Below are 23,967 nucleotides of genomic sequence, written 5' to 3' on the forward strand. Positions count from 1 at the left end.
AGGCCGTCCCCCTGCACAGGTCGATCAGCGAGGGGGGCCGCACGGGGGCACGGCGTGATCGTCAACGTGACCACGATGGCGGCGGAGTTCGGCGTGGCGGGCATGAGCCTGTACGGGTCGAGCAAGGCCGCCATAGTGCTGCTGACGAAGTCGTGGGCGGCGGAGTTCGGCCCGCGCGGCGTGCGGGTCAACGCGGTGAGCCCGGGGCCCACCGCCACGGAGGGCACCGCAGGCATGAGCGCGTACCTGGACCAACTGGCGTCGGCCGCGCCGGCGGGCCGGACGGGCACGCCCGAGGAGGTCGCCGAGGCCATCGCGTTCCTGGCCTCGCCGCGGGCGAGCTTCATCCACGGAACGACGCTCCACGTGGACGGCGGCCGCACAGCCGTGTGACACGCGCCGGTCCGGCGCCCCTGGCAAATCCCGCACCGGAGATAGGTGCGACATCCCGAGTTGAGGGAACAGTAACCAGGAATGCACATCACTGGCGTTGGCGGTCGCCGCAGCGCAGACTGGACAGACGGCGATCGCGTGGAGCAGTGGAGCACCCGTGGACAATCAGCTTGATCACATGCCGGTCCTGTCCCGCGGCAGACATCGCAACCCGAAACGCGGTGCCTGCTTCATGGAGCTGGCCTCCTACCTGGCAGGGGAACGGTGGAGCGACCATCCGGCCTGCACCCACCCGTTGCTGGCCGCCCTCGCCCGCCTGGTCAACGACAACACCAGCGACGAAAGCCGCGCCAAGCTCGTCCGGCTCGTGCCGTCCATCATCGGCCTGGCCAGCGACGACCTGCGGGTGGACGCGCAGATCGCGCTGCGCTGCGCCACGACGGCCCTGCCGGTGGCGGCGGCCGAGCGGCAGCTCGCCCTGGCGGTGTCGGTGCTGGCGGCGGAGGAGATGCTGGCCCGGCTCGACGGGGCCCCGTCGGGACGGCTCGGCGAGCTGAGCCGCCGGGCGATGGAGGCGGTGCCGCACGCGGCCGACCAGGCCCGCCGCTTCAGCCGCGCGGCCAGGATCACGGAGAAGGGCTTCCGCCGGTACGCGGCGCCGAACGCGGTGCAGCTGTCGGTGGTGGGCATCGTCCAGGCCTGCATCGCCGAGCCGGACGTGCTGCTGCGCCGGCTCCTGGAAGAGGCGATCGACGACTGCATCGCCCTCATCCGCACCCCGGAACCCGCCGCCCCGGCCCCGGTTCACGCCTGACCTTCTTTCTGCGCGGCGCCTGGCCGACGGGCGCCGCCTACGCGTCGAACAGCTCAGCTGGATCGAACGACACGGAGAAAGGCTTGGTCAGCGTCAGCACCTCTCCCGCTTTGGCCTGGCCGACCGTCTCGTAACCGTGTGGGCCCAGCTCGAGCACCTCGGCATGCGGACTGTCGATCCCCTCGGTTTCGACTCTGATGAACACCTCGATGCCCGCTTTCGCGTATTTTGGTGTCTTGATCTCGTAGTCTCGTCGGCGATTGCCCGGCCCCGGGCTGACGATCTCGGCCACCACCGCCACCTCTGAGGCGAGAAAGGCGTCCGTCCGATCCATGACCACGTCGCGGGGCAGTACCGCGACGTCGGGCAGGAAGCCGTCCTCCACCACCTGCACACCGACGCTCTCCACCGCCACGAGCCCTTCCGGGTCGGCCGCCGCGCCGAGAATCGTCCGCAGGCGGCCGGCGCACAGCGCGTGCAGCGCCGTGGGCAGCGGGCTGATCACAAAACTCCCGTCGATCAACTCGATGCGCTCCCCGCCCTCGGGCAGTTTGAGCCAGTCATCGACGGTGTAACCGGTGATCTGGCCGACCGGGAAGAGGAGGGTCCGCATGGGCGGCGGATGTGCGACCAACCACCCTGCAATCGGCTGAGAACTTATTTCTGACCGCCTTCACACGATCACACAGAGTGACGCGACGACATTACCTTCGCTTGACCCGCCGCGCGCCCCTTTCGCGAGTACCCGCTTCTTCGCAGCTCAGGGAAGCCTGGCCTTCGTTGCGGATCTTGGTGATGTGTGCCTACATTTTCGATGAAATATCGGAAAGTGGAGGCATTTGATGATGATTGAGATGACTCGGCCGTATTCGCCGGAGAAGCACCACAGTCACCGGGACGTCACCGGTGGATGGTTGCGGCCCGCGGTGTTCGGGGCGATGGACGGGCTGGTGTCCAATCTCGCGTTGATCGCCGGAGTCGTGGGTGCCGCCGGGGCGGGACGAGGGGCCGTGCTGGCCGGGTGCGCGGGGCTGATCGCGGGTGCCTGTTCCATGGCGGCCGGTGAGTACACCTCCGTCAAGTCGCAGACCGAGCTGATGCGGGCCGAGATCGCCGTCGAGCGACGGGAGCTGGCCCGCAACCCCGAGGGCGAGCAGGCGGAACTGGCGGCGCTGTACCGGGCGCGGGGGCTCGACGACGACCTCGCCCGGCGGGTGGCCGCGGGGCTGTCGGCCGATCCCGAGCAGGCGTTGCGGGTGCACGTGCGGGAGGAGCTGGGGGTGGACCCCGACGACCTGCCCTCGCCGTACGTGGCCGCTCTCTCGTCGTTCTGCGCGTTCGCGGCCGGGGCGCTGGTCCCGCTGGTGCCGTTCCTGTTCGGGGCGTCCGGGCTGGTGCTCGCCGTGGTGGTGAGCGTGCTGGCGCTGTTCGGGTTCGGGGCGGCGGTGGCGCTGATGACCGCGCGGCCGTGGTGGCTGGGCGGGCTGCGGCAGCTCGCGCTGGGCGCGGCAGCCGCCACCGTGACGTTCGGGCTCGGGCACCTGCTGGGCGTCGCCGTCTCATGACGCTCCATGGCCTGCGGGCTTGGCACCTGCTGGGCGTCACCGTCTCATGGCCTGCGCGCACCTGCCGAGCCGTCACCGCCTCATGACGCCCCGCGCGCTCATGGGCGGGTGGCGGCGGCCAGCTTGACGCCGAGGGCGATGAGGGCGGCGCCGGTCAGGCCGTCCACCACCCGGCGTACGGCAGGCCGGGCGAAGACCTTACGCAGAGTGCCCACGACGTTCGCCACCACCATGAACCACGCGACCGTCCCCGCCAGCGCGATCAGCGAGAGCACCAGTGTCTCCCCCACCGAGGACCCCGAGCTGACGAACTGCGGCATCAGCGCCACGAAGAACAGCGCCGCCTTCGGGTTGAGCACGTTCGTGAACAGGCCCTCCGCGAACGCCGCCCACGCGTTGCGCCGCCCCGGATCGGGCAGGTCCAGCTTGAGCTCGCCGCCCGAGCGCAGAGCGGAGCGCAGCGCCCTGGCCCCGAGGTACAGCAGGTAGGCGGCCCCGACCACCTTGACCACGGTGAACGCCATCGCCGAGGTGGCCAGCAGCGCCGCGATGCCGGTGGCCGCGGCCACCACCCACACGAACACGCCCACGGCGACGCCCGTGGCCGCCGCCATGCCGTACAGGCGCCCGGAGGCGGCGGAGCGGCGTACGACGACCGCGAAGTCGGGACCGGGCGACATCGCCCCGAGTAACACTATGGTGCCGAAACCCGCGATCTGCGGCAGAGAAGTCATGCCGCCCACCTTATGAGCACCCGGCCCTCCGGGATCAAGGTGGATCGCTCCCACGTCCAGGTCGGCACGGTGATCATCTCGGCGGGGCGGTCGAGGTGGACGGGCGTGTCGAGGAGCGCGGAGTGCGGGGTGAGCGGCAGCCCGCCCGCGGGGATGACGACGGTCTCGAGCGGCGTGCGCAGGGCCGGGCCGTCCGGCTCGTCGAGCTCGCTGCGTACCCAGGTGTCGTCCCCGTCGAAGGACGTGAACGCCAGCGCCCCGCCGGGGGCCGCGCCGGAGTGGCGCAGCGTCCCGGCGGGCAGCCAGCCGTGATGCCCTGCCCGGTAGGTGATGCCGGAGACGCACAGCTCGCCCTCCAGCAGCACGAACTCCTCCCCCGCCAGGTAGTGCCTGTGTTCGGCGCGGGCCCAGCCGGGCGGGAAGCGCACGAGCCAGGCCGAGCCGTCCAGCGGGGCCTGCCGCACCGGAAGGTTGGAGCCGGGCATCAGGAAGTCGCGGAAGGCGAGCTCCGCGTCGAGCAGGTCGATCAGCACGTCACCGCCTGCGCCGCCACTTCTTGAAGATGGAGCGGATGGTCAGCGCCACCACGACGAGCACGATCTGCCCGCCGATCACGATGCGGTTGACGTCGACGGCCGGCCGCCACTGGACGTCACCGTCCTTGATCAGGAACACGCCCGCGGGCGTGGCGCTGAGTCCGAACCCGCCCCCGCTGCCGCTGCCGCTCTCGTCGCCCTTCTCGTCCTTGCCCTGCCCCTGCCCTCCGCCGCCGCCGTGGAGGACCCTGGCGACCGGGATGACGATGAGGTCGCCCTGCTGGATCGGCTCGCCGAAGACGCGTCTGACGGTCGCGGTGTCCTGCGCCTGCTCGACCACCTTCATGATGTCCATTCCCCCATCGTTACCCCGGATCGCCCGTCTGGCCACCTCAGTCGAACGTGGTGGAGATCTCGTGCCAGCCGCCAGGCGCGATCTTCTCGGCCGGCTCGGGCCCCCAGGACCCCTTCTCGTACGGCAGCGGCGCATCCGGCAGGTCGAGCACCCGCTGGACGATCCGCCACGACTCGTCCACCAGGTCGAACCTGGCGAAACGCCGCGGGTCGCCGCTGATGGCGTCGGTCAGGACGCGCTCGTAGGCGGCCTCCATCGGCCCGAGCACCTTGGTGAAGTCGACGCTGACCGGCACCGGCCTGGTGTGCTGTTTGCCCGGCTCCTTGGCCAGCAGGTCGAAGGTGACCCCGGCGTCCGGCTGGAGCCGGAACCTGATGAGGTTGGGGGTGACGGACGCGTCGCCGCCGCGGAACATCGTCACCGGCGGCCTGCGCAGCTCGGCGACGATCTCCAGGTCGGTGGTCGGCAGCGCCTTGCCCGAGCGGAAGCACCACGGCACGCCGGCCCAGCGCCAGTTGTCGACGTAGGCGCGCAGGGCGACGAACGTCTCGGTCGTGGAGCCGGGGCGCACGCCGTCGGTGTCGAGGTAGCCCGCGTACTGGCCGCGTACGACGTCGGACGGGTCGATGGCCTGGACGGCGCGGAGCACCCGCCACTTCTCGTCGAGCTGGGCGCGGGCGTCGGTGGACGGCGGCGGGTCCATGGCGAGGATGGCGAGCAGCTGGAGCAGGTGGTTCTGGACCACGTCGCGGATGGTGCCGTTGGCGTCGTAGAAGGCGCCGCGGTCGCGCACGTCGAAGTCCTCGGCCATGGTGATCTGGACGCTGCGGACGTGGTTGCGGTTCCAGATGGGCTCGAGCAGGGTGTTGGCGAACCTGAAGACCATGAGGTCCTCGACCGGCTCCTTGCCCAGGAAGTGGTCGACGCGCCGCAGGTGGTCCTCGTCGAAGTGCTTCAGCAGCTCGTCGTTGAGCGCGCGGGCGGAGTCGAGGTCGTGGCCGAACGGCTTCTCCACGACGAGCCGGGCGTTCTGGTTGAGCCCCACCCCGGCCAGCCCTTCGGCGACCGCGGCGAACAGCGCCGGCGGGACGGCGAGGTAGTGGACGAGGAAGCCCTTGCCCCCCACCTCCTCACGCAGCCTGGCGAACGTCTCGGGGTCGCGGTAGTCGCCCGTGACCAGCCGCAGGTTGCCGGCCAGCTTGTCGAAGGCCGCGTCGCGCACGCCGCCGACGGCCTCGCGGGCGTGCTCGCGCAGCCCGTCGAGGTCGAGGTCGGTCTTGGCCACGGCGATGATGGGCAGATCCAGGCGGCTGTCGGCGGTGAGGCGGTAGAGGGCGGGCAGGATCATCTTGCGCGCGAGGTCGCCGGTGACGCCGAACAGCACCAGCGCCCCCGCCCGCTCCGTGCCGTGCGCGCGCGTGTGCCCCATGTCAGACGCGCCTTCCGCGCAGCTCGCGGTATTTCCGGACGAGCCGCTCGGTGGAGGCGTCGGGCAACGTGGTGGGCGCCTCGTCGGAGGTGAGCGCGGGCGCCAGGTCGAGCGCCATCTTCTTGCCCAGCTCGACACCCCACTGGTCGAAGGAGTCGACTCCCCAGATGGTGCCCTCCACGAACACGATGTGCTCGTAGAGCGCGACGAGCTGGCCGAGCGTCGAGGGGGTCAGCTTGGGCGCGAGGATCGTGGAGGTGGGCCGGTTTCCCGGCATCACCTTGTGCGGCACGATGTCGGGCGGGGTGCCCTCGCCGGCGATCTCCTCGGCCGTCTTGCCGAACGCCAGCGCCGACGTCTGGGCGAGGAGGTTGGCGATGAGCTGGTCGTGCATGCCCTCGCGGTCCTCGAACGGCTCGGCGAAGCCGATGAAGTCGGCCGGCACGAGCCGGGTGCCCTGGTGGAGGAGCTGGTAGAAGGCGTGCTGCCCGTTGGTGCCCGGCTCGCCCCAGAAGATCTCGCCGGTGGCGGCCGTCACGGGGCTGCCGTCGGCGCGCACGGACTTGCCGTTGGACTCCATGGTGAGCTGCTGCAGGTAGGCGGGGAAGCGGTGCAGCCGCTGGCTGTACGGGAGCACGGCGCGGGTCTCGGCGCCGAAGAAGTCGTTGTACCAGATGCCGAGCATGGCCATCAGCACCGGCATGTTGGCCTCGAACGGCGCGGTGCGGAAGTGCTCGTCGATGGTGTGGAAGCCGGCCAGCATCTCGCGGAAGCGCTCGGGCCCGATCGCGATCATCAGGGACAGGCCGATGGCGCCGTCGTAGGAGTAGCGGCCGCCGACCCAGTCCCAGAAGCCGAACATGTTGTCGGTGTCGATGCCGAACTCGGCGACCTTGGCGGCGTTGGTGGAGACGGCCACGAAGTGCTTGGAGACCGCGTCCTCGCCCAGGGCCTCGACCAGCCAGCGGCGGGCGACCCTGGCGTTGGTGAGCGTCTCGAGCGTGGTGAACGTCTTGGAGCTGACCACGAACAGTGTGGTCGCCGGGTCGAGGCCGGCGAGGTTGCCGGTGATGTCGGCGGGGTCGATGTTGGAGACGAACCGGGCCGCGATGCCGGCGTCGGCGTAGTCGCGCAGCGCCTCGTAGGCCATGGCGGGGCCCAGGTCGGAGCCGCCGATGCCGATGTTGACCACGGTCTCGATCGGCTTGCCCGTGGCGCCCTTCCACTCCTTGGACCTGACCCGGTCGGAGAACGCGCTCATCTTGTCGAGCACGGCGTGCACGTCGGCGGTCACGTCCTGCCCGTCGACGGACAGCTCGGCGTCACGGGGCAGGCGCAGCGCGACGTGGAGGACGGCGCGGTCCTCGCTGACGTTGATGTGCTCGCCGCCGAACATGGCGGAGATCCTGTCGCGCAGCCCTGCCCGCTCGGCCAGGGCCAGCAGCAGGTCGATCGTCTCGCCGGTCGCGCGGTGCTTGGCGTAGTCGAGGTAGAGGTCGCCGGCGGTCACGGTCATGCGCTCGGCCCGGCCCGGGTCCTCGGCGAACAGCTCGCGCAGATGTCTGCCCGCCAGCTCCTCGTGGTGCTTGCCGAGAGCCGCCCACTCCTGGCTCTGGGTGATGTCGCCGTTCACGCTTGCTCCTCGTGTCGCCAAAACCGGATCATCATTGTCCCTGCCAACCCGTACCCAACGAGGTTGATTCCTCGCACGGCGGAGGGGAGTCTTTAAACGCTCAGTGGGATTCGCGGCCCACGTGGTCGCCGCTGGAGCCGACGAGGAAGTCGAGGTCGGCGCCGCGGTCGGCCTGGGTGACGTGCTCGACGTAGAGGCGCTCCCACCCGCGTACGGGCCTGGCGTGCCCCTGCATGACGGGCTCCCTGGCGGCCAGCTCGGCGTCGGGGATGTCCACGTCGAGCCGCCTGTCGGCCACGTCGAGCACGATGGGGTCGCCGGTGCGCACCTTCGCCAGCGGGCCGCCGGCCGCCGCCTCGGGCGCGGTGTGCAGGACGACCGTGCCGTAGGCGGTGCCGCTCATGCGGGCGTCGCTGATGCGCACCATGTCGCGCACGCCCTTCTCCAGCAGCTTGGCGGGCAGCGGGAGGTTGCCGACCTCGGGCATGCCGGGGTAGCCCTTGGGGCCGCAGCCGCGCAGCACGAGCACCGAGGTCTCGTCGATGTCCAGGTCGGGCGAGTCCAGCCGGGCGTACACGTCCTCGATGCTGTCGAAGACGACGGCCCGGCCGCGGTGCCGCAGCAGCTCGGGCGAGGCGGCGGCGGGCTTGATCACCGCCCCGCCGGGGGCGAGGTTGCCGCGCAGGACGGCGATGCCGGCGTCGGGCAGCAGCGGGGTCGCGCGGCGCCTGATGACGCTCTCGTCCCAGATCTCCGCGCCCGTGAGGTGCTCGACGAGGGGCCGCCCGGTGACGGTGATCGCCTCCGGGTCGAGCAGGTCCTCGACCTCCTTCAGCACGGCCGCGAGGCCGCCCGCCCTGAACAGGTCGTCCATCAGGTGCCGCCCGGCCGGCTGGAGGTCCACGAGCAGCGGCACCCCCGAGCCCGTGCGGTCGAAGTCGTCGAGGGCGAGGTCCACGCCGAGGCGGCCGGCGACGGCCAGCAGGTGGACGACGGCGTTGGTGGAGCCGCCGACGGCGGCCAGGGTCACGATGGCGTTGAGGAACGAGCCCCTGGTCATCACCTGGCTGGGCCTGCGGCCCTCCCTGACCAGGTCCACGGCGAGGCGGCCGGTCTCGTGGGAGCGCTCGAGCAAGCGGCTGTCGGGCGCGGGCGTGCCGGCGGTGCCGGGCAGCGTCATGCCGAGCGCCTCGGCCATGCAGGCCATGGTGGAGGCGGTGCCCATCGTGTTGCAGTGGCCGCGGCTGCGGATCATGGACGACTCGGACTCCAGGAACGCCTCGCGGGAGAGCGTGCCCGCGCGTACCTCCTCGCTCAGGCGCCACACGTCGGTGCCGCAGCCGAGCGGCGCGCCCCGGAAGTGGCCGGTCAGCATGGGGCCGCCGGGCATCACGACGGCGGGCAGGTCTACCGACGATGCCGCCATGAGCAGCGACGGAATGGTCTTGTCGCAGCCGCCGAGCAGCACCACGCCGTCGATCGGGTTGGCGCGCAGCATCTCCTCGGTGGCCATGGCGGCCAGGTTGCGCCAGAGCATGGCCGTCGGGCGCACGTTGGTCTCACCGAGCGAGACGACCGGTAAGTTGAGCGGGACGCCGCCGGCCTCCCAGACGCCGTGCGCGACGCTCTCGGCCACCTCGTTCAGGTGGGAGTTGCACGGGGTGAGGTCGGAGGCGGTGTTGGCGATGGCGATGTGCGGCTTGCCGCCCTCGAACGCCTCGCGGGGCAGGCCGCGCCGCATCCATGCCCGATGGATGTAGGAGTTGCGGTCGTTACCCGAATACCAGAGCGAACTCCTCAGAGCCATATCCGCCACCCTATCGGGCTCACTGGGGATTCAGCACGTCCTGTGGAGGAAGCTGCACAGGCATGGACCATATCGACGCGTACTGGCGGGCGGCGAACTACCTGTCCGTCGGACAGATCTATCTGCTGGACAATCCGCTGCTCAGCGAGCCGCTACGGCCCGAGCACGTCAAGCCGCGCCTGCTCGGCCACTGGGGCACGACCCCCGGGCTGAACTTCTGCTTCGCCCACCTCAACCGGGTGATCATGGAGCGGGACCAGGACATGATCTACATCGTCGGCCCCGGGCACGGCGGGCCGGCGGCGGTGGCGCACTCGTGGCTGGAGGGTTCGTACTCGGAGCGCTATCCGGACATCTCGCAGGACGTGGAGGGCATGCGCCGGCTGTTCCGCCAGTTCTCCTTCCCCGGCGGGGTCCCGAGCCATGTGGCTCCCGAGACGCCCGGCTCGATCCACGAGGGCGGGGAGCTGGGTTATTCGCTCGCGCACGCGTACGGGGCCGCGTTCGACAACCCGGACCTGGTCGTGGCGTGCGTCATCGGGGACGGCGAGGCCGAGACGGGCCCGCTCGCGGCGAGCTGGCACTCCAACAAGTTCCTCGACCGCGACCGCGACGGCATCGTGCTGCCCATACTCCATCTGAACGGCTACAAGATCGCCAACCCGACCGTGCTCGCCCGCGTCCCCGAGGCGGAGCTGCTCAAGCTCATGGAGGGGTACGGCTACCGCCCCCACGTGGTGGGCCCCGACCACGGGGAGATGGCCCGGGCGCTGGACACCGCGTTCGACCAGATGGCCGCCTACAAGCGGGGTGCGGCCGACCGGCTGCCGATGATCGTGCTTCGCACGCCGAAGGGGTGGACGGGGCCGCGCGAGGTGGACGGCAAGCAGGTCGAGGGCACGTGGCGGGCGCACCAGGTGCCGCTGTCCAAGGTCCGCGAGAACCCGGCCCACCTGGCCATGCTCGAGGAGTGGATGCGTTCGTACCGGCCGGAGGAGCTGTTCGACTCCGGCGGCAGGCCCGTGCGGGGGATCCTGGACACCGTGCCGCGCGGCACGCGCAGGATGAGCGCGAACCCGCACGCCAACGGCGGCGAGCTGCTCGCGCCGCTGCGGCTGCCCGACTTCCGCAGGCTGGCGGTCGAGGTCAAGTCGCCCGCCACGCAGTCGAGCGAGCCGACGCGGGTGCTGGGCGGCTTCCTGCGCGACGTGATCGCCGCGAACCCCCGGACGTTCCGGCTGATGGGCCCCGACGAGACCGAGTCGAACCGGCTGTCGGAGGTGTTCGAGGTCACGGACCGGGCGTGGAACGCCGAGGTCCTGCCGACGGACGAGAACCTGGCTCCCGGCGGGCGCGTGATGGAGGTGCTGTCCGAGCACCTGTGCCAGGGCTGGCTGGAGGGCTACCTGCTGACCGGCCGCCACGGGCTGTTCAACTGCTACGAGGCGTTCATCCACATCATCGACGCCATGTTCAACCAGCACGCCAAATGGCTGGAGTCGTCGCAGAAGATCCCCTGGCGGCGACCGGTGGCGTCGCTGACGTACCTGCTGTCCTCGCACGTGTGGCGGCAGGACCACAACGGGTTCAGCCACCAGGACCCGGGCTTCCTCGACGTGGTGGTGAACAAGAAGGCGTCGGTGGTGCGGGTCTACCTGCCGCCGGACGCCAACACGCTGCTGTCGGTCGCCGACCACTGCCTGCGCTCGCGCGACTACGTCAACGTGATCGTGGCGGGCAAGCAGCCGGTGCTGGACCTGTTCACGATGGAGGAGGCCGTCGCGCACAGCACGCGCGGCCTGGGCATCCTGCCGTGGGCCTCCACCGACGACGGGGCCGCGCCGGACGTGGTGCTGGCCTGCGCGGGCGACGTGCCCACCCAGGAGACGCTGGCCGCCGCCGCCCTGCTGCGCGAGCACGTCCCCGACCTGAGGGTACGGGTCATCAACGTCGTGGATCTGATGCGGCTCCAGCCGCCGTCGGAGCACCCGCACGGCATGTCGGACGCCGAGTTCGACACCCTCTTCACCACCGACAAACCAGTCATCTTCGACTTCCATGGTTATCCATCGCTCATCCACCAGCTCACCTATCGCCGCCACAACCACGCCAACATCCACGTGCGCGGCTACAAGGAGGAAGGGACCACGACGACGCCCTTCGACATGGCCATGCTCAACGACATCGACCGCTACCACCTCGTCATGGACGTCATCGACCGCGTGCCTGGGCTCGGCACCACCCAGGCGCATCTGCGCCAGCGCATGAGCGACGCCCGGCTGCAAGCCCGCGCCCACGCGCGCGACCACGGCGAGGACACCCCCGAGATCAGGTCGTGGACGTGGCCGGACGCATCCTCGTGCTGAACACCGGCTCGTCGTCCATCAGGTACGAGCTCGTGGACGTGCGCGCCCGCGAACGCCCGGCCGGCGGGACCCGGCGCTCAACCTGGCCGCGTCGTCCGGCGAGCGGGCGGTGTCGCCGCCGGACGCGGAGGTGGCCGTGCTGGTCATTCCCACGGACGAGGAGTGGGAGATCGCCCGCCAGACCCTCGCCCTGCTGGGGTCATGACGGGACGGTCCCCGTCAGGCCGAGCTCGCCCGGTCCTGACGCCGCCCGTGAGACGGCGGGCACCCAGAACTCCACGGTCGTGCCCTCCCCGGGCGTGCCGCGGATGTCCCACCACCCGCCCGCCGTCTCGGCCCGTTCCCGCATCTCCATCAGCCCGAAGTGCCCGTCCCGGCTCTCCCGGTTCGCGAGCCCGGTCCCGTCGTCGCGCACGCGCACGTGGATGCCGCCGTCGAGCGAGGCCAGCCGCACGATGACGGTGTTCGCCCCGGCGTGCTTGCGCACGTTCGTCAGGGCCTCCTGGCAGATGCGGAACACGGTGATCGCGGCCTCAGGGGGCGGCTCGCCATCCAGGTCGAGCACCAGCTCGTACGCCGTGCCCGCCATCTCCCGCTCCAGGTACGCGGCCAGCCCCTCCGCCAGGCCGTCACCCGGCGGCCGTAAGCGGAAGGCCAGGTCGCGCAGGCGATCCACGGCGGACTCGACGACGTCGTCCAGCGGGGCGATGGCGGCGGCGTACTCCGCGGGCAGCCGCTCCCCCAGGGCCCGCAGCCGCATCCCGACCGCCACCATGGACTGGATGGTGTCGTCGTGCACGTCGGAGGCGATGCGGCGGCGCTCGCGCTCCTGGGCCTGGACGAGATGGGTGAGCAGCAGGCCGCGCTCGTCCAGCGCTCTGGCCATGCTGCGCCGCTCGGTCAGGTCGCGTGTCACCTTGCCGAACCCGCGCAGGTCGCCGCGCTCGTCGAACAGGGCGGTGATGACCACGCTCGCCCAGAACCGCGTGCCGTCCTTGCGTACCCGCCACCCCTCCTCCTCCCACCGGCCGTCGGCGGCGGCCGCCTCCAGCTCCATGGGAGGCTTGCCGGCCGCCACGTCCTCGGGCGGGTAGAACACGGAGAAGTGGGTGCCGATGATCTCCTCGGCGGTATACCCCTTGATGCGCTGAGCTCCGGCGTTCCAGCTCACGATCCTGCCGCGCGGGTCCAGCATGAAGATGGCGTAATCGCGGATGCTCTGCACGAGCAATCTCAAATCTTCTTGCGGGAGGTCATCCACGGCCATACTGCAGCTTTTCATGACACAGCGTAAGGACCCAAACTCAGGTCCCACATATGCTCAGTTTTCCGAGCGACTGCCCCGAATCGGGGCAAGGCGGGGCTCCAGCTCGCACCACACCACTTTGCCGCCGTCGCGGGGCGAGATCCCCCAGCCGGTGGAGAGCAGACCGACGACGTGCAGCCCCCAGCCGTTCGCCGGACCGGGCTCGCGCGGCTCGGGCAGCCGCTCGCCGTCGTCTCCCACCTCGATGCGCACCCGCGACGCGTCGCCCCTCATCCGGAGGGACGGCGGGCCGTCGCCGTGCACGAGCGCGTTCGTCACGAGCTCGGACACCACCAGCAGGACATCCTCGTGATGGCCCCGGTAGCCGAACTCGGCCAAGGCCTGTCGGGCGATCCGGCGCGCCGCCGTGATGCTGCCCATCTCCTTCGGCAGGGGCGTGTCCACCTGGTACGTCCCCACCTCCTCGCTGCCCACCCCTCTACTCTCGGGTAACGCGGCACTCGATCACGAGACGCAAGCGCTCCATAACGCCTGATGCACCTGGGGACGTGACATGGTGCAGATGCATCAGTCGAGCAGCCCGTCCCGGCGGGCGATCGCCACCGCTTCCAGCTTCGAGCCGGCCCCGAGCTTCTCCAGGACGTGCTGTACGTGGTTGCGCGCCGTGTTGCGGGCGACACCGAGGCGTTCGCTGATCTCGGCCGTGCTCGCGCCCTCGGCCATGAGCAGCAGCGTCTCCCGCTCGCGGGCCGTCAACGCGGATCCCAGCAGTCCCGCCCGCCCGGTCAGCCGGTCGAGCATCCCTGGCAGCAGCGCCGGCGCGAGCACCACCCCGCCGGACGCCACCTCGCGTACGGCCGACTCCAACTCTCCCAGCCGGGACGACTTCACCATCAGCCCGGCGCCCCCGGCCGACACCACCCTGGCCGCCACAGAGGCGGTCGCCTCGCCGGTCAGCACCAGCACCCGCGCCTTGGGCGCCGCCGCGGAGAGTCGTTCGATGGCCGTGATCCCGTCGCCGTCGGGCAGGCGGCGGTCGAGCACGACGACGTCGGGCTGGAACCGCCGGGTCTCAGCCACCGCCCCGGCGATGGTCCCGGTCTGGGCCACCACCTCGAAGTCGGGCGCCTTGCCCAACGCCAGCCCGATCGCCTCGGCGACCATGGCGTGGTCCTCGACGAGAATCACCCGGATCGTGGGGGGAGTCGCCATCCTTCGCCGTGCCTCTGTCCGTGGGGGTCCTGCTCCCGCTCGGGCCGCCTCGGGAACGGCCTGCGCCACGAGAAGTGTGCCACGATCCACCGCCCGGCCGCACGACCCCATGGCGTCCCCGCCCGCCGCGCGGCGTCCTCCTGGCCCGGCCTGGCTACTTGCTGGATATCGGGTGCCCCTTGAACATCGGGTGCTTGGTCTCCCAGTATCGCCAGCCCTCCACCCGGGCCGGCACGTTGGCGATTCCGCTGGCGACCTTGAACTCGCGGCACGTCCCGATCTGCGACCACGCCGACCAGCCGATGCGGTAGCCGAAGACCCGATACCACATATTGCCGTACATTCCCTTGGTGATCTCCCGCGTATATTCGTGGCCGGTGAAGACCATGTGCCGCTCTTCGAGGTGCGGGAGTCCCATCAGGCGGAATTGGCGTACCAGGTCCTTCGTGGTGAACTTCTCGGTGACCGACCATTGCCTCTCTTGCTCGGTCTCCAGGAACGCGCGGATTTCGTGCTCCCTCGTCACCGTCACCGTCATCGTGCCTCCGGGGCCGTCGATGAAGCGGGTGCGGGGCAGGAAGAAGTTCCGCGGCGAGAGGCGGTGGACCTTGAAGAACAGATGCGGGTCGCATCTGCCGCGGCCGAGGACGTCGTGGGGGAAGAGGCGGGCGTCGGTCGCCGTGGCCGTGGCCGTGGCCGTCTCCGTGGCCGTCGCCGTCACCGTCGGGGTGGGACTCGGGCTCGGCGTCGGGGTCGGGGTCGGCGTCGGCGTCGGCGTCGGCGTGGGGCTCGGGATCGGCGTCGGGGTCCGGTTCGGCCTCGGGGTCGGGGTCGGGGTCGCGACACCGATGCGGATGTCGATGCCGCCGTCCGCGTCCGCCGCCGTGGTCGAGGTCGCGACCAGCGCCATCGAAAGGGAGCCGCATATCGCCCTCTTCATCGCGTGACGCGCCGTAAGCCGGGCAGACGTGGCTGTGGCTTTTGTCCGGAGATTGGGCGTGAACATGTACCGTTCCTTTCGGAATGTGTCGCAAATTGACCCGCGAGCCGGAATGCGGCCCGTAAAGCCGCGGAGCGGCCCGAAGCAAGATCGGTACGATGTTTGCAGTTGCCATCGGCCATACCGCCGCGCCACGCCGGAGGCGAATTCCCCGTGCCTGGAAAGAGCCGGTGAAGAAGTGTCATCACCGGGTCGCGTCTTTGGCAAAGAGGCACCATGGCGCCCCGGGGCCGCGACGGCCGATCACGTGGCGCGCGACGCCCCTTCGGCCCTCGGCGGAGTTCGGCCGCGCGTGAAACCTGAGACTTCCTCGCTGATTTTCGAGGAGAATATCGGTTGTGTCCTCCGCGTCGTCAGTGCTGCGTCTTGCGCGGGCCGTCGTTTTCGCGACGGTCTGCGGTGCCGTGTCGGCGGGCGGACACGCGCTGGCGGGCGGCGGCCTCGTGCCGTTCGAGGTCTACCTGACCGGGGTGCTGGCGGCGCTCGGGCTGGCGTACCTGATCGACGGGCGCGAGCGCGGGCCGGCGGCCGTGCTGGCGGCGACCGTCGGCACGCAGATGCTGCTGCACCAGCTCTTCGAGCGGCTCGCGCCGGTCGCGGGCGCGGGCGCGGGGCACGGGCATCCCGCGCCGGGCATGGCCCTGGCGCACCTCACGGTGGCGGCGCTGACGGCGTGGTGGCTGCACCGCGGCGAGCGCGCGCTGTGGCTCATGATCCGCCTCTACGCCGGGCCGCCGCCGCTCATCCGGCTGCTCACCGCCGCCCCGGCGGCGCCCGCCACACCCTCGTGGCGACCGGTGACCTCCGATCTCCCCGTGTACGCCGGCAGGACCGTCTCCGGCGCGATCCACAGGCGAGGCCCGCCCGGCGGGCCAGGGCACGTGGGCTGACGTCCGTGCCCCTCGGCTCGCCCCCACGTGGGCGTACCCTTGCCTGTGTCCGGACGGCGCCCGCCGGCCAACGGCGCGCGCGGCCCGGAAGATCGTTCTGGAGACCCATCATGGCATTCCTGCCACGTCATATCCTCGGGGCGGCACTCGCGGGTGCCCTCGCCCTCATGTTCACCGCCTCTCCGGCGCTCGCCCACGACGCGCTCAAGAGCAGTTCGCCCGCCAAGGACGCGCAGGTCGGCTCGGTCAAGGAGATCGAGCTCGAATACAGCGCCGGCGTCAAGTTCCCGTTCGTCGTGCTGCACGACGCCGCCGGCAAGGCGGTCCCGCTCGGCGAGCCGCGGCTCGCCGGTCCCAAGGTGCTCACCGACGTGCTCCAGCCGCTCGCCCCGGGCGCGTACGTCATCGCCTGGCGGGTCGTTTCGTCCGATGGGCATCCCATTGAGGGCGAGATCCCCTTCAGCGTGAAAGGATCAGCTTCTTCATCGGCCTCGTCCTCGCCCTCCGGCGGGCAACCGGCGACGAACCCGCCGCCACAGGCCGCAGCGAGTGCTGCGGCCGGTGAGCAGTCGGCGGCGTCGACGGGCATTCCCGGATGGATCTGGGGCGGGCTGGCGGTGCTTGTCGTGCTGGGTGCGTTCGTCCTGATCCGGACCGCGCGCCGCGGCCCAGATCGGGAGGAAGTGGATGCTGATTGAGGAAGCCAGACAGATCGCTCGGCAGTGGGTGCAGGAAGAGGGCGCCGCGCTGCCGGGCTTCGACGGTGCGTTCCTGACCGGGTCGGCCCTGTGGGCCGGCCCGGCCGAGGAGCTGGCCCCGACCTCCGACGTGGACGTCATCGTGGTCACGAGCCGGCCCGCCCACCTCGGGAAGTTCGCCTACAAGGGGATCCTGCTCGAGGTCTCCTCCGTTCCCGCGCTCGGCTCCGCCCACGACGTGCTGAGCGACTACCACCTGGCCGGCAGCTTCCACCTCCCGTGCGTGCTGGCCGACCCGTCGGGACGGCTGACCGAGCTCCAGCGGGTGGTCTCGCGCGACTTCGCGCAGCGGCCGTGGATCCTGGCCCGCTGCACCAACGCCATGGACCGGGTGCGCGGCTTCATCAACGGCATCGACGAGCGCGCGTCCCTGCCCGACCAGGTCAACTCGTGGCTGTTCGGCACCGGGGTGACCACGCACGTGCTGCTGGTGGCGGCCCTGCGCAACCCCACGATCCGCCGCCGATACGTCGATGTCCGCGACCTGCTCGCCGAGCACGGCCGGCTGGACTTCCACGAGAGCCTGCTCGGCCTGCTGGGCTGCGCCGATCTCAGCGCGGCGCAGGTCGGGCGGCATCTGACCGCGCTGGAGAAGGTGTTCGACGCGACGGCCGGTCTGCGGGCGCCCTCGTACCGGTTCAACTCCGACATCACCCCGCCGGCGCGGCCCGTCGCCATCGACGGCACCCGTGACCTGATCCGGCGCGGGCTGCATCGGGAGGCGGTCTTCTGGCTGGTGGCCACGTACTCGCGCTGCCTGGCGAAGCGGTCGGCGGCCGGCGGGTCCGGCTACGAGGACGGCTTCCGCGAGCTGCTGGCCGACCTGGGGGCCGAGACGCGCAAGGACCGCCGCCGCCGGGGAGACCTCGTCCTGGCGGCGCTGCCGGGAGTGTGGCAGACCGCGATGGCCCTGTGCTGACGTGGAGGGGCGCTAGTCCCGTACGTCCAGCCCCAGGGCCGTGGCCACGACCGTCGCCTGGAACGGGTCGATGATCGCGCCCTTGAGCGTGACGGTGTGCGGGTCGAGCGTGCTCAGGTCGCTGCCGCGCAGGTCGCACCGCGTCAGGTCGGCGCCGCGCAGGGAGACCCCGGACAGGTCGGCCCGGCGCAGCTCGGCGCGCTCCAGCCGGGCCCCCGCCAGGTCGGCCTCCCGCAGCCGAGTGCCGCGGAAGACGCTCCCCCGCAGGTCGGCGTTGATCAGGCTGACGTAGGACCAGTCGCCGCCCTCGACCTTGAGCAGCCCGTACGTGCAGCCGTCGAACACGCTGCCCGTCAGCTTGCACCCGTCGAACGTGGCGTCGAAGAACGAGCACCGCGTGAACGTGCAGTTGAGGAAGCGGGCGTCGTCGTGCGCCGACACGTTGAACCGCACATTGCTGAAGTGGCACTCCTCGAAGGAGGAGCCGTGGTCGATGAGCTCGGTCATGTCCACGTCCTGGAACAGCACCCGGCGGTAGCTCGCGCCGGAGATCTCGAGGCTGTCCCAGTCGGTGGACCAGATCGTCTTCTCGGTGGGCAGGGCCATGCGAACAAACTAGCGGATCAGGCCCGTTTGGCGATGGCCGTGATCAGAGGTTGCACCAGCTTGGCCGCCAGCGGGCCGAAGGCCGCCAGGATGAGGACGTACGCCGCCGCCAGCGCGCCGAGGTCGGGATGCGCGCCCGCGCCCACCGCGAGGCCCGCGATCACGATGTTGAACTCGCCGCGCGGGATGAGCGCGATGCCCGCCCGGGCCTGGCCGGCCTTGCCGATGCCCGCCCTTCTGGCCGCGTACGCGCCGGTCAGCAGCTTGGTGACCATGCTGATCAGGGCGAGCAGCGCGGCCAGGCCCGCCACCGGCAGGATCTTCGCCGGGTCGGTCTGGAAGCCGAAGAACACGAAGAACACCGCCGCGAACAGGTCGCGCAGGGGCGCGAGCAGCGCGTGCGCGTCCTCGGCGAGCTGGCCGGACAGCGCGATCCCGACCAGGAACGCGCCCACCGCCGCCGACACCTGCAGCTGCTGGGCCAGCCCGGCCACGAGCAGGGCGAGCCCGACCACCTTGAGCAGCAGCACCTCGGAGTTCGGGCTGGACACGAACGCCTCGATGAACCGCCCGAACTTCAGGGCCACGACCAGCACCACGCTCACGGTCAGCAGCGCGATGCCCACCGAGACGGCCCCGCTGACCAGGCTCAGCCCGGCCAGCATGGTCGTCAGGACCGGCAGGTAGACGGCCATCGTCAGGTCTTCGAACACCAGCAGCGACAGCACCGTCGGCGTCTCACGGTTGCCGAGCCACCCGAGGTCGGACAGGACCTTGGCGGTGATGCCGGAGGAGGTGGCGTAGGTGACGCCCGCCATGGCCACGGCCGCCACCGGCCCCCAGCCGAGCAGTAACGCGCAGACAGCGCCAGGGGCGGCGTTGAGCACCAGGTCGACGATGCCCGCGCGGGCGTTGCCCGTCAGGCTGGTCACCAGCTCGTCGGCGTTGTACTCCAGACCGAGCGTCAGCAGCAGCAGGACGACGCCCAGCTCCGCGCCGACGGAGATGAACTCCTCGCTGGTGGCCAGCGGCACCAGCCCGCCGGTCCCGAAGGCCAGGCCGGCGATCAGATAGAGCGGGATGGGAGAGATGCCGACACGCAGCGCGAGCGCGCCCAGAACTCCCAGGCCAAGCAGTACAGCACCGAACTCGAGAAAGAGAACCGCGGTTTCGTGCACCCGCGGCCCTACCCGTCCGCCAGGATGCCGGCCACCTCGGCGGTGCTGTCCTCGCTGCCGACGACGACCACGACGTCGGCAGCCCTGAGCACGAACTCGGGTCCGGGGCTGGCGAACACCTGCCCCGCGCGCACGATCGCGACGACGGAGGCGCTGGTACGGGTCCGCACGCGCGCGTCGCCCATGGGACGCCCGGCGTAGGGGGAGCCGTCGGGGATGGGCAACTGCACGCTGACCAGGCCCTCGACCTCCCGGTGCAGCTGGTTGAGCCGCTGCACGATGCGGGGGGCGCCGAGCAGCTCGGCCAGGGCGTCGGCCTCCTCGTCGTTGAGCTTGACCACGTGGCACACGGCGTCGGGATCGTCCTGGTCGTAGATCACCAGGTCCCGGCGTCCGGTGCGGTGGGACACGACACCGACCCGCTGTCCTTTACGGGTGGTGAAATCGTGACGTAGCCCGATTCCCGGCAGCGCTGTTTGCTCGACCTCCACCTATCCCACCCGTCCAGATCAGCCTATTTTCTCCTAAACCCTACCAACGCGTAGGGAACGGCCCACCTCATGCAGATGGCGCATGGCCTGAGCCCAGGACTCGACCAGGCCGCACTCGACGTAGTCGACGCCGATCTCCGCGCAGTACTCGCGGACGATGGGCTGCGCCTTGCGCAGGTTCGCGGTGGGCATGTTGGGGAACAGGTGGTGCTCGATCTGGTAGTTGAGGCCGCCGAGCGCGGTGTTGACCAGGCGACCGCCGCGCACGTTCCTGGAGGTCAGGACCTGGCGGCGGAGGAAGTCCAGCTCGTCCTCCGCGGTGAGCACCGGCATGCCCTTGTGATTGGGCGCGAACGTGCAGCCCAGGTAGACGCCGTAGCACGCCTGGTGCACGGCCAGGAACACCAGCGCCTTGCCGGGGGACAGCACCAGGAACACCGCGCCCAGGTACGCCAGCACGTGCGCGGTCAGCAGCAGCCCCTCGACCTTCCTGCTCTTGAGCGACGGGCGGCTCAGTGCGCGGAAGCTCGACACCTTGAGGTTGATCCCTTCAAGGGTGAGCAGCGGGAAGAACAGGAACGCCTGCCGGCGCCCGATGAACCGGGCGATCCCCCGCGCCGCCTCGGCCTGCCGCTCCGACCAGACCAGGAAGTCGGGCGAGACGTCGGGGTCGTGCTCCTCGTGGTTGGGGTTGGCGTGGTGGCGCGTGTGCTTGTCCATCCACCAGCCGTAGCTGAGCCCGACGGCCAGGTTGCCGACCAGCAGCCCGGCCATCCTGGAGGTGCGCCGCGAGCGGGAGATCTGCCCGTGCGCCAGGTCATGGGCGAGCAGCGTGACCTGGGCGAACGCCACGGCGAGCAGCACCGCGACGAGCACCTGCCACCAGGAGTCGCCGACTGCGGCGAACAGCGCCCAGCTACCGGCGAAGAGGCCCCCGACGAAGCCGATCCTGGCCGTGTAGTAGCCTGGCCGCTTGTCGAGCAGCCCCGCCTGGGCGATGCGGCGCGACAGCTTCGCGAAGTCGCTGCCCCGCTCCCGCGGTGCCAGGCCACGGGGAGTTTCGACCACAATCACAGTTCTGACTCCGATGCTGGTGAGTTCGAATGCGAATACCCCATCAGCATCGCTGCGGCGGAGTCTATGCGAACCCCCGCAGTCACCCATTCCTGTGGTAGGGCTGGCCCTACCACAGGACGCCCCCGCCGCCGGCTCAGATCGGCTGCAGGGCGGGGAGTTCCGCCGGTCCCGGTGTCGGCAGGGCTGCCTCACCGAAGACGTGCAGATCCCGGCGGAAGGCCGCGAGATAGGCGTCCCGGTCGGGGAAGGTGGCGACCAGGGCGTCGCCGTAGTCGATGAGCTGCCCGTGGGCGTGCTTGCGGGGCTCGTAGTGGGCGGACAGCAGCCGGTCGAGCAGCTCCCCGTCCCCGCCGGCGGCACAGATGACGTCGGCCAGGATCTCCGCGTCGCGGAGGGTGTAGCTCATGCCCATCCCGGTCATGGGGTGGCAGGCGAACGCGGCCGAGCCCAGCAGCGCCGCGTTGCCCTTGTGGTACGCCCCCAGCCGCAGCGTGGAGACCTTGATCCGCTGCCAGGTCGCGGACCGGAGCCAGTCGAAGGCGTCCGAGCTCTCGGTGACGAACTTCTTCAGCTCGTCGGTCAGCGCCGGGATGCCGTCCTGGAAGATCACCTCTTCGTCCTCCGGGGGCAGACCGACGAACACCCTGGCCTGGTCCCTGCTGAGCGGGTAGAGGTAGGCGAACCAGCCTTCCGAGCTGAAGTACAGCCGGTTGAGCCGGGCGATACTGGCGGTCAGGGGCACGGTGGCCACCCGCATCAGCAGGCGGTCATACGGCATCGTGCGCGGCTCGATGTCGAGCGCCTGCCGTACGGCGGACCTGGTGCCGTCGGCGCCGATCACGACGCCGGCCCGCAGCCGCCGTCCGTTCGACAGCGCCAGTTCCTCGACGCGGCCCTCGTCCATCGTGATGTCGTCGACGCCGGCGTCGAACCAGAAGTCGACGCCCTCCATGGCGCAGCACGTGTAGATGAGCTCGACGAGCTCCCGGTAGGGCCGGATGAGGAAGCCGTCCGGGTAGTGGCACTCCTGGATGGGCTCGCCGTCGTGGTAGTAGCGGACGACGTCGCGCCTGAGGCCATGGCGTCCGGCGAGGTCGGCCAGCCCGTGCCGGGCGAGCACCTGCAGTCCTGGTGGCTTGAGGAAGTCGGCGCCCGCGCTCGGGACGGAGGGTCCCTGCTCGATGACGACGACGCGCTGGCCGCGGCGGCTCAGCATGAGGGCGAGGAAGCAGCCGCCGAGACCGGCGCCGACGATGGCTACGTCGCACGATGTGGTTGCCATGACGAGAGCCCTTTCGAATGGTTGAACTAGTTCGTGTGCCCGCGGGTGGAGGCGAGCGGGCCCGGCTCGGCCGACCGCTGCCGCGGGACACTCTCCGCAGCGGTGTCCATGGGGGGTGTGCGGGTCTCGACAGGCAGCAGCGCGTCGGCCTCCGCCGCCACGGTGGCGAGGGTCATGCGCAACTCCAGCAGCAGCCGGCGCGGCACCTTGATCATGACGTCGCCAGGGTCGGTCCGCAGCCGGGTGATCTTGGTGAGGGCCAGTGCGCCGATCAGCACCGAGATGCCCACGCACATCGCGAGCGCGCCCGCCAGTCCGGCGAAGGGGCCGGTCATGAACGGGTGGTCGATGACGACCGACACGACGGCGACGCCCACGGCGCCGCCGACCATGCGGGCCATGGTGGCCGCGCCGACGGCGGAGGCGTACTGGTGGGGGCGGGCGGCCAGGGTGGTGGCGACGGAGGTGCCGGGCGCGAGCGCGCCGACGCCCATGCCGACCACGACGCTGGCGACCAGGCCCCACACGGTGGGTCCGACCTGGATCAGCACGATCACGCAGGCGCCGCCGCAGAGCAGCGAGCCGGCGTAGATCAGGCCGTACGCGCCGACCCGCTTGACGAGGCGTCCGGCCAGGAAGCTCGTCACGACGACGGCCACCGAGGTGGGCGTCAGCCACATGGCCACCTCCAGCATGGGGTAGCCCAGGTGGAGCAGGTACAGCGGCTGCACGGTCAGCAGCCCGTACGACAGGGCGCCGAACCCCCAGGTCGCCAGCCAGCCCCAGACGAACCTGGGACGCCGCCACAGGGCCAGGTCGATCGCCGGCAGGCGGTGGTGCTTGGCCTGCGCGAGCGCGCCGCCCAGCAGGGCCAGCGCGGCCAGCGCCAGCCACACCACGTCCATGCCCCAGGCCATGGCCTTGGAGATGGCCAGTACGATGACCGCGATGCCCGCGGCGAGCAGCCACGCGCCCAGCATGTCCGGCAGGCCCCTGGCCCCGGCGCGCTTACCCGGCGGAAGCCCGACGCAGGCGATCAGGAGCGCGACGCCGATGACGACGTCGGGGACGAACAGCGACCGCCAGCCGACGGTGGCGGCCAGCCAGCCGCCGCCCGCCTGCATGAGCAGGCAGCCCAGCCCGGAGGCCGAGCTCCACAGCGCGATCGCGCCGCGCCGCTGCGACTCCGGCAGCTCACCGAGCAGCAGCCCGAGGCTGGCGGGGATCATCGCCGCGGCTCCGGCGCCCTGGACGGCCCGCGCCGCCAGGACGTACGACCAGGAATCCACCAGGACGGTGGCGATCCCGCCCAGCACGAACACCACGAGGCCGACGACCAGCACCCGTCGCCGACCGGCCAGGTCCGCCCAGCGGCCCGCGGTGGCCAGCAGCGCCGCGATCGGGATGAACGCCGCGCTGGTCAGCCAGACCAGGTCGCCCAGCGGCATGCCGGCGCCGGCGGGTGTGTACCGCAGCACTCCGACTGCCAGGGTGGTGGCCGTGGTGTCGGCCATCACCGTCAACATGACACCCGCGCCGACCAGCCGCAGCATCACGGCGTGACGGCGGTCTACGGTGCTCGTCCCCCGCGATGGTGACGAACGCACGTGGTCACCTCCAAGCTATGTAGGGTCTCCGCCGACCGGCACTCTCCG

Annotated in this window: 24 protein-coding genes and 1 pseudogene; 8 read left to right on the forward strand and 17 right to left on the reverse strand. The window is 70.9% G+C overall.

Annotated elements, in window-relative coordinates:
• Positions 1-48 precede the first annotated feature (48 nt).
• A pseudogene (locus ABD830_RS00465) lies at positions 49-393 on the forward strand (SDR family NAD(P)-dependent oxidoreductase); the annotation flags it as partial.
• Between the two features lie 157 nt (positions 394-550).
• Positions 551-1,207, forward strand: coding sequence for a hypothetical protein (locus tag ABD830_RS00470; RefSeq protein WP_344984184.1), 657 nt, complete (start codon positions 551-553; stop codon positions 1,205-1,207).
• A gap of 37 nt (positions 1,208-1,244) precedes the next feature.
• Here the strand turns inward: ABD830_RS00470 and ABD830_RS00475 are convergent, their stop codons facing one another.
• Positions 1,245-1,820 (reverse strand): Uma2 family endonuclease, encoded by a 576-nt coding sequence (locus ABD830_RS00475; protein WP_344984185.1) that lies wholly within the window; start codon positions 1,818-1,820, stop codon positions 1,245-1,247.
• A gap of 241 nt (positions 1,821-2,061) precedes the next feature.
• Here ABD830_RS00475 and ABD830_RS00480 point away from each other — a divergent pair, with 241 nt between their 5' ends.
• Entirely contained in the window at positions 2,062-2,772 is a 711-nt protein-coding gene (locus ABD830_RS00480) for a VIT1/CCC1 transporter family protein (RefSeq protein ID WP_344984186.1), read from the forward strand.
• A gap of 98 nt (positions 2,773-2,870) precedes the next feature.
• Here ABD830_RS00480 and ABD830_RS00485 read toward each other — a convergent pair whose 3' ends face one another.
• The 6 genes from ABD830_RS00485 to ABD830_RS00510 form a co-directional block, all read right to left on the reverse strand.
• On the reverse strand, positions 2,871-3,506 hold the full coding sequence (locus ABD830_RS00485; protein WP_344984188.1) for a LysE family translocator: 636 nt from the start codon (positions 3,504-3,506) through the stop codon (positions 2,871-2,873).
• Positions 3,503-4,039, reverse strand: coding sequence for a cupin domain-containing protein (locus tag ABD830_RS00490; protein ID WP_344984189.1), 537 nt, complete (start codon positions 4,037-4,039; stop codon positions 3,503-3,505). Before ABD830_RS00490 ends, ABD830_RS00485 begins: the two co-directional genes overlap by 4 nt.
• A 1-nt stretch (position 4,040) precedes the next feature.
• Positions 4,041-4,397 carry a spore germination protein GerW family protein gene (locus ABD830_RS00495; protein ID WP_344984190.1) on the reverse strand — a complete coding sequence of 119 codons (357 nt, stop codon included), beginning with the start codon at positions 4,395-4,397 and terminating at the stop codon, positions 4,041-4,043.
• Positions 4,398-4,434: 37 nt separating this feature from the next.
• Positions 4,435-5,826 (reverse strand): glucose-6-phosphate dehydrogenase, encoded by a 1,392-nt coding sequence (zwf, locus tag ABD830_RS00500; protein WP_344984191.1) that lies wholly within the window; start codon positions 5,824-5,826, stop codon positions 4,435-4,437.
• 1 nt (position 5,827) lies between these two features.
• Complete coding sequence (pgi, locus tag ABD830_RS00505; protein WP_344984192.1) at positions 5,828-7,459, reverse strand: glucose-6-phosphate isomerase; 1,632 nt, start codon at positions 7,457-7,459, stop codon at positions 5,828-5,830.
• A gap of 100 nt (positions 7,460-7,559) precedes the next feature.
• Positions 7,560-9,266 (reverse strand): IlvD/Edd family dehydratase, encoded by a 1,707-nt coding sequence (locus ABD830_RS00510; RefSeq protein ID WP_344984193.1) that lies wholly within the window; start codon positions 9,264-9,266, stop codon positions 7,560-7,562.
• Positions 9,267-9,328: 62 nt separating this feature from the next.
• On the opposite strand from ABD830_RS00510, the gene ABD830_RS00515 reads away from it, so the two are divergent.
• Positions 9,329-11,632 carry a phosphoketolase family protein gene (locus ABD830_RS00515; RefSeq protein WP_344984194.1) on the forward strand — a complete coding sequence of 768 codons (2,304 nt, stop codon included), beginning with the start codon at positions 9,329-9,331 and terminating at the stop codon, positions 11,630-11,632.
• A 199-nt stretch (positions 11,633-11,831) separates the two neighbouring features.
• Here the strand turns inward: ABD830_RS00515 and ABD830_RS00520 are convergent, their stop codons facing one another.
• The 4 genes from ABD830_RS00520 to ABD830_RS00535 all read right to left on the reverse strand — a co-directional run bounded on the left by ABD830_RS00520 (position 11,832) and on the right by ABD830_RS00535 (position 14,832).
• Entirely contained in the window at positions 11,832-12,863 is a 1,032-nt protein-coding gene (locus ABD830_RS00520) for a PAS domain-containing sensor histidine kinase (RefSeq protein ID WP_344984195.1), read from the reverse strand.
• Positions 12,864-12,953: 90 nt separating this feature from the next.
• Complete coding sequence (locus tag ABD830_RS00525; RefSeq protein WP_344984196.1) at positions 12,954-13,373, reverse strand: ATP-binding protein; 420 nt, start codon at positions 13,371-13,373, stop codon at positions 12,954-12,956.
• Between the two features lie 93 nt (positions 13,374-13,466).
• Positions 13,467-14,111, reverse strand: coding sequence for a response regulator (locus ABD830_RS00530; RefSeq protein ID WP_344984197.1), 645 nt, complete (start codon positions 14,109-14,111; stop codon positions 13,467-13,469).
• 154 nt (positions 14,112-14,265) lie between these two features.
• The gene (locus ABD830_RS00535; protein WP_344984198.1) at positions 14,266-14,832 is read right to left on the reverse strand and encodes a hypothetical protein; all 567 of its coding nucleotides are present in this window, start codon (positions 14,830-14,832) and stop codon (positions 14,266-14,268) included.
• On the opposite strand from ABD830_RS00535, the gene ABD830_RS00540 reads away from it, so the two are divergent.
• The 4 genes from ABD830_RS00540 to ABD830_RS00555 all read left to right on the forward strand — a co-directional run bounded on the left by ABD830_RS00540 (position 14,816) and on the right by ABD830_RS00555 (position 17,678).
• Positions 14,816-15,058, forward strand: coding sequence for a hypothetical protein (locus tag ABD830_RS00540; protein WP_344984199.1), 243 nt, complete (start codon positions 14,816-14,818; stop codon positions 15,056-15,058). The two genes, ABD830_RS00535 and ABD830_RS00540, sit on opposite strands and share 17 nt — an antisense overlap.
• Before the next feature lie 391 nt (positions 15,059-15,449).
• A complete protein-coding gene (locus ABD830_RS00545; RefSeq protein ID WP_344984200.1) occupies positions 15,450-16,001 on the forward strand; it encodes a hypothetical protein in 552 nt (183 codons plus the stop codon).
• Positions 16,002-16,111: 110 nt separating this feature from the next.
• On the forward strand, positions 16,112-16,699 hold the full coding sequence (locus ABD830_RS00550) for a copper resistance CopC family protein (protein WP_344984201.1): 588 nt from the start codon (positions 16,112-16,114) through the stop codon (positions 16,697-16,699).
• Positions 16,689-17,678: a hypothetical protein gene (locus tag ABD830_RS00555; protein ID WP_344984202.1), complete on the forward strand. Its 990-nt coding sequence runs from the start codon at positions 16,689-16,691 to the stop codon at positions 17,676-17,678. The genes ABD830_RS00550 and ABD830_RS00555 overlap by 11 nt, the downstream gene beginning before the upstream one ends.
• 12 nt (positions 17,679-17,690) lie before the next feature.
• Here the strand turns inward: ABD830_RS00555 and ABD830_RS00560 are convergent, their stop codons facing one another.
• The 6 genes from ABD830_RS00560 to ABD830_RS00585 form a co-directional block, all read right to left on the reverse strand.
• Positions 17,691-18,284 carry a pentapeptide repeat-containing protein gene (locus tag ABD830_RS00560; protein ID WP_344984203.1) on the reverse strand — a complete coding sequence of 198 codons (594 nt, stop codon included), beginning with the start codon at positions 18,282-18,284 and terminating at the stop codon, positions 17,691-17,693.
• Positions 18,285-18,301: 17 nt separating this feature from the next.
• Positions 18,302-19,462, reverse strand: coding sequence for a cation:proton antiporter (locus tag ABD830_RS00565; RefSeq protein WP_344984204.1), 1,161 nt, complete (start codon positions 19,460-19,462; stop codon positions 18,302-18,304).
• Positions 19,463-19,470: 8 nt separating this feature from the next.
• Positions 19,471-19,953 (reverse strand): cation:proton antiporter regulatory subunit, encoded by a 483-nt coding sequence (locus ABD830_RS00570; RefSeq protein ID WP_344984205.1) that lies wholly within the window; start codon positions 19,951-19,953, stop codon positions 19,471-19,473.
• 33 nt (positions 19,954-19,986) lie between these two features.
• Positions 19,987-21,027, reverse strand: a complete 1,041-nt coding sequence (locus ABD830_RS00575; protein ID WP_344984206.1) for a fatty acid desaturase family protein — start codon at positions 21,025-21,027, stop codon at positions 19,987-19,989.
• Between the two features lie 136 nt (positions 21,028-21,163).
• A complete protein-coding gene (locus ABD830_RS00580) occupies positions 21,164-22,312 on the reverse strand; it encodes an FAD-dependent oxidoreductase (protein WP_344984207.1) in 1,149 nt (382 codons plus the stop codon).
• A 26-nt stretch (positions 22,313-22,338) separates the two neighbouring features.
• Positions 22,339-23,919: an MFS transporter gene (locus ABD830_RS00585; RefSeq protein WP_344984208.1), complete on the reverse strand. Its 1,581-nt coding sequence runs from the start codon at positions 23,917-23,919 to the stop codon at positions 22,339-22,341.
• Positions 23,920-23,967: the final 48 nt, after the last annotated feature.

The sequence above is a fragment of the Nonomuraea helvata genome (genome assembly GCF_039535785.1).
Classification (GTDB): Bacteria; Actinomycetota; Actinomycetes; order Streptosporangiales; family Streptosporangiaceae; genus Nonomuraea; species Nonomuraea helvata.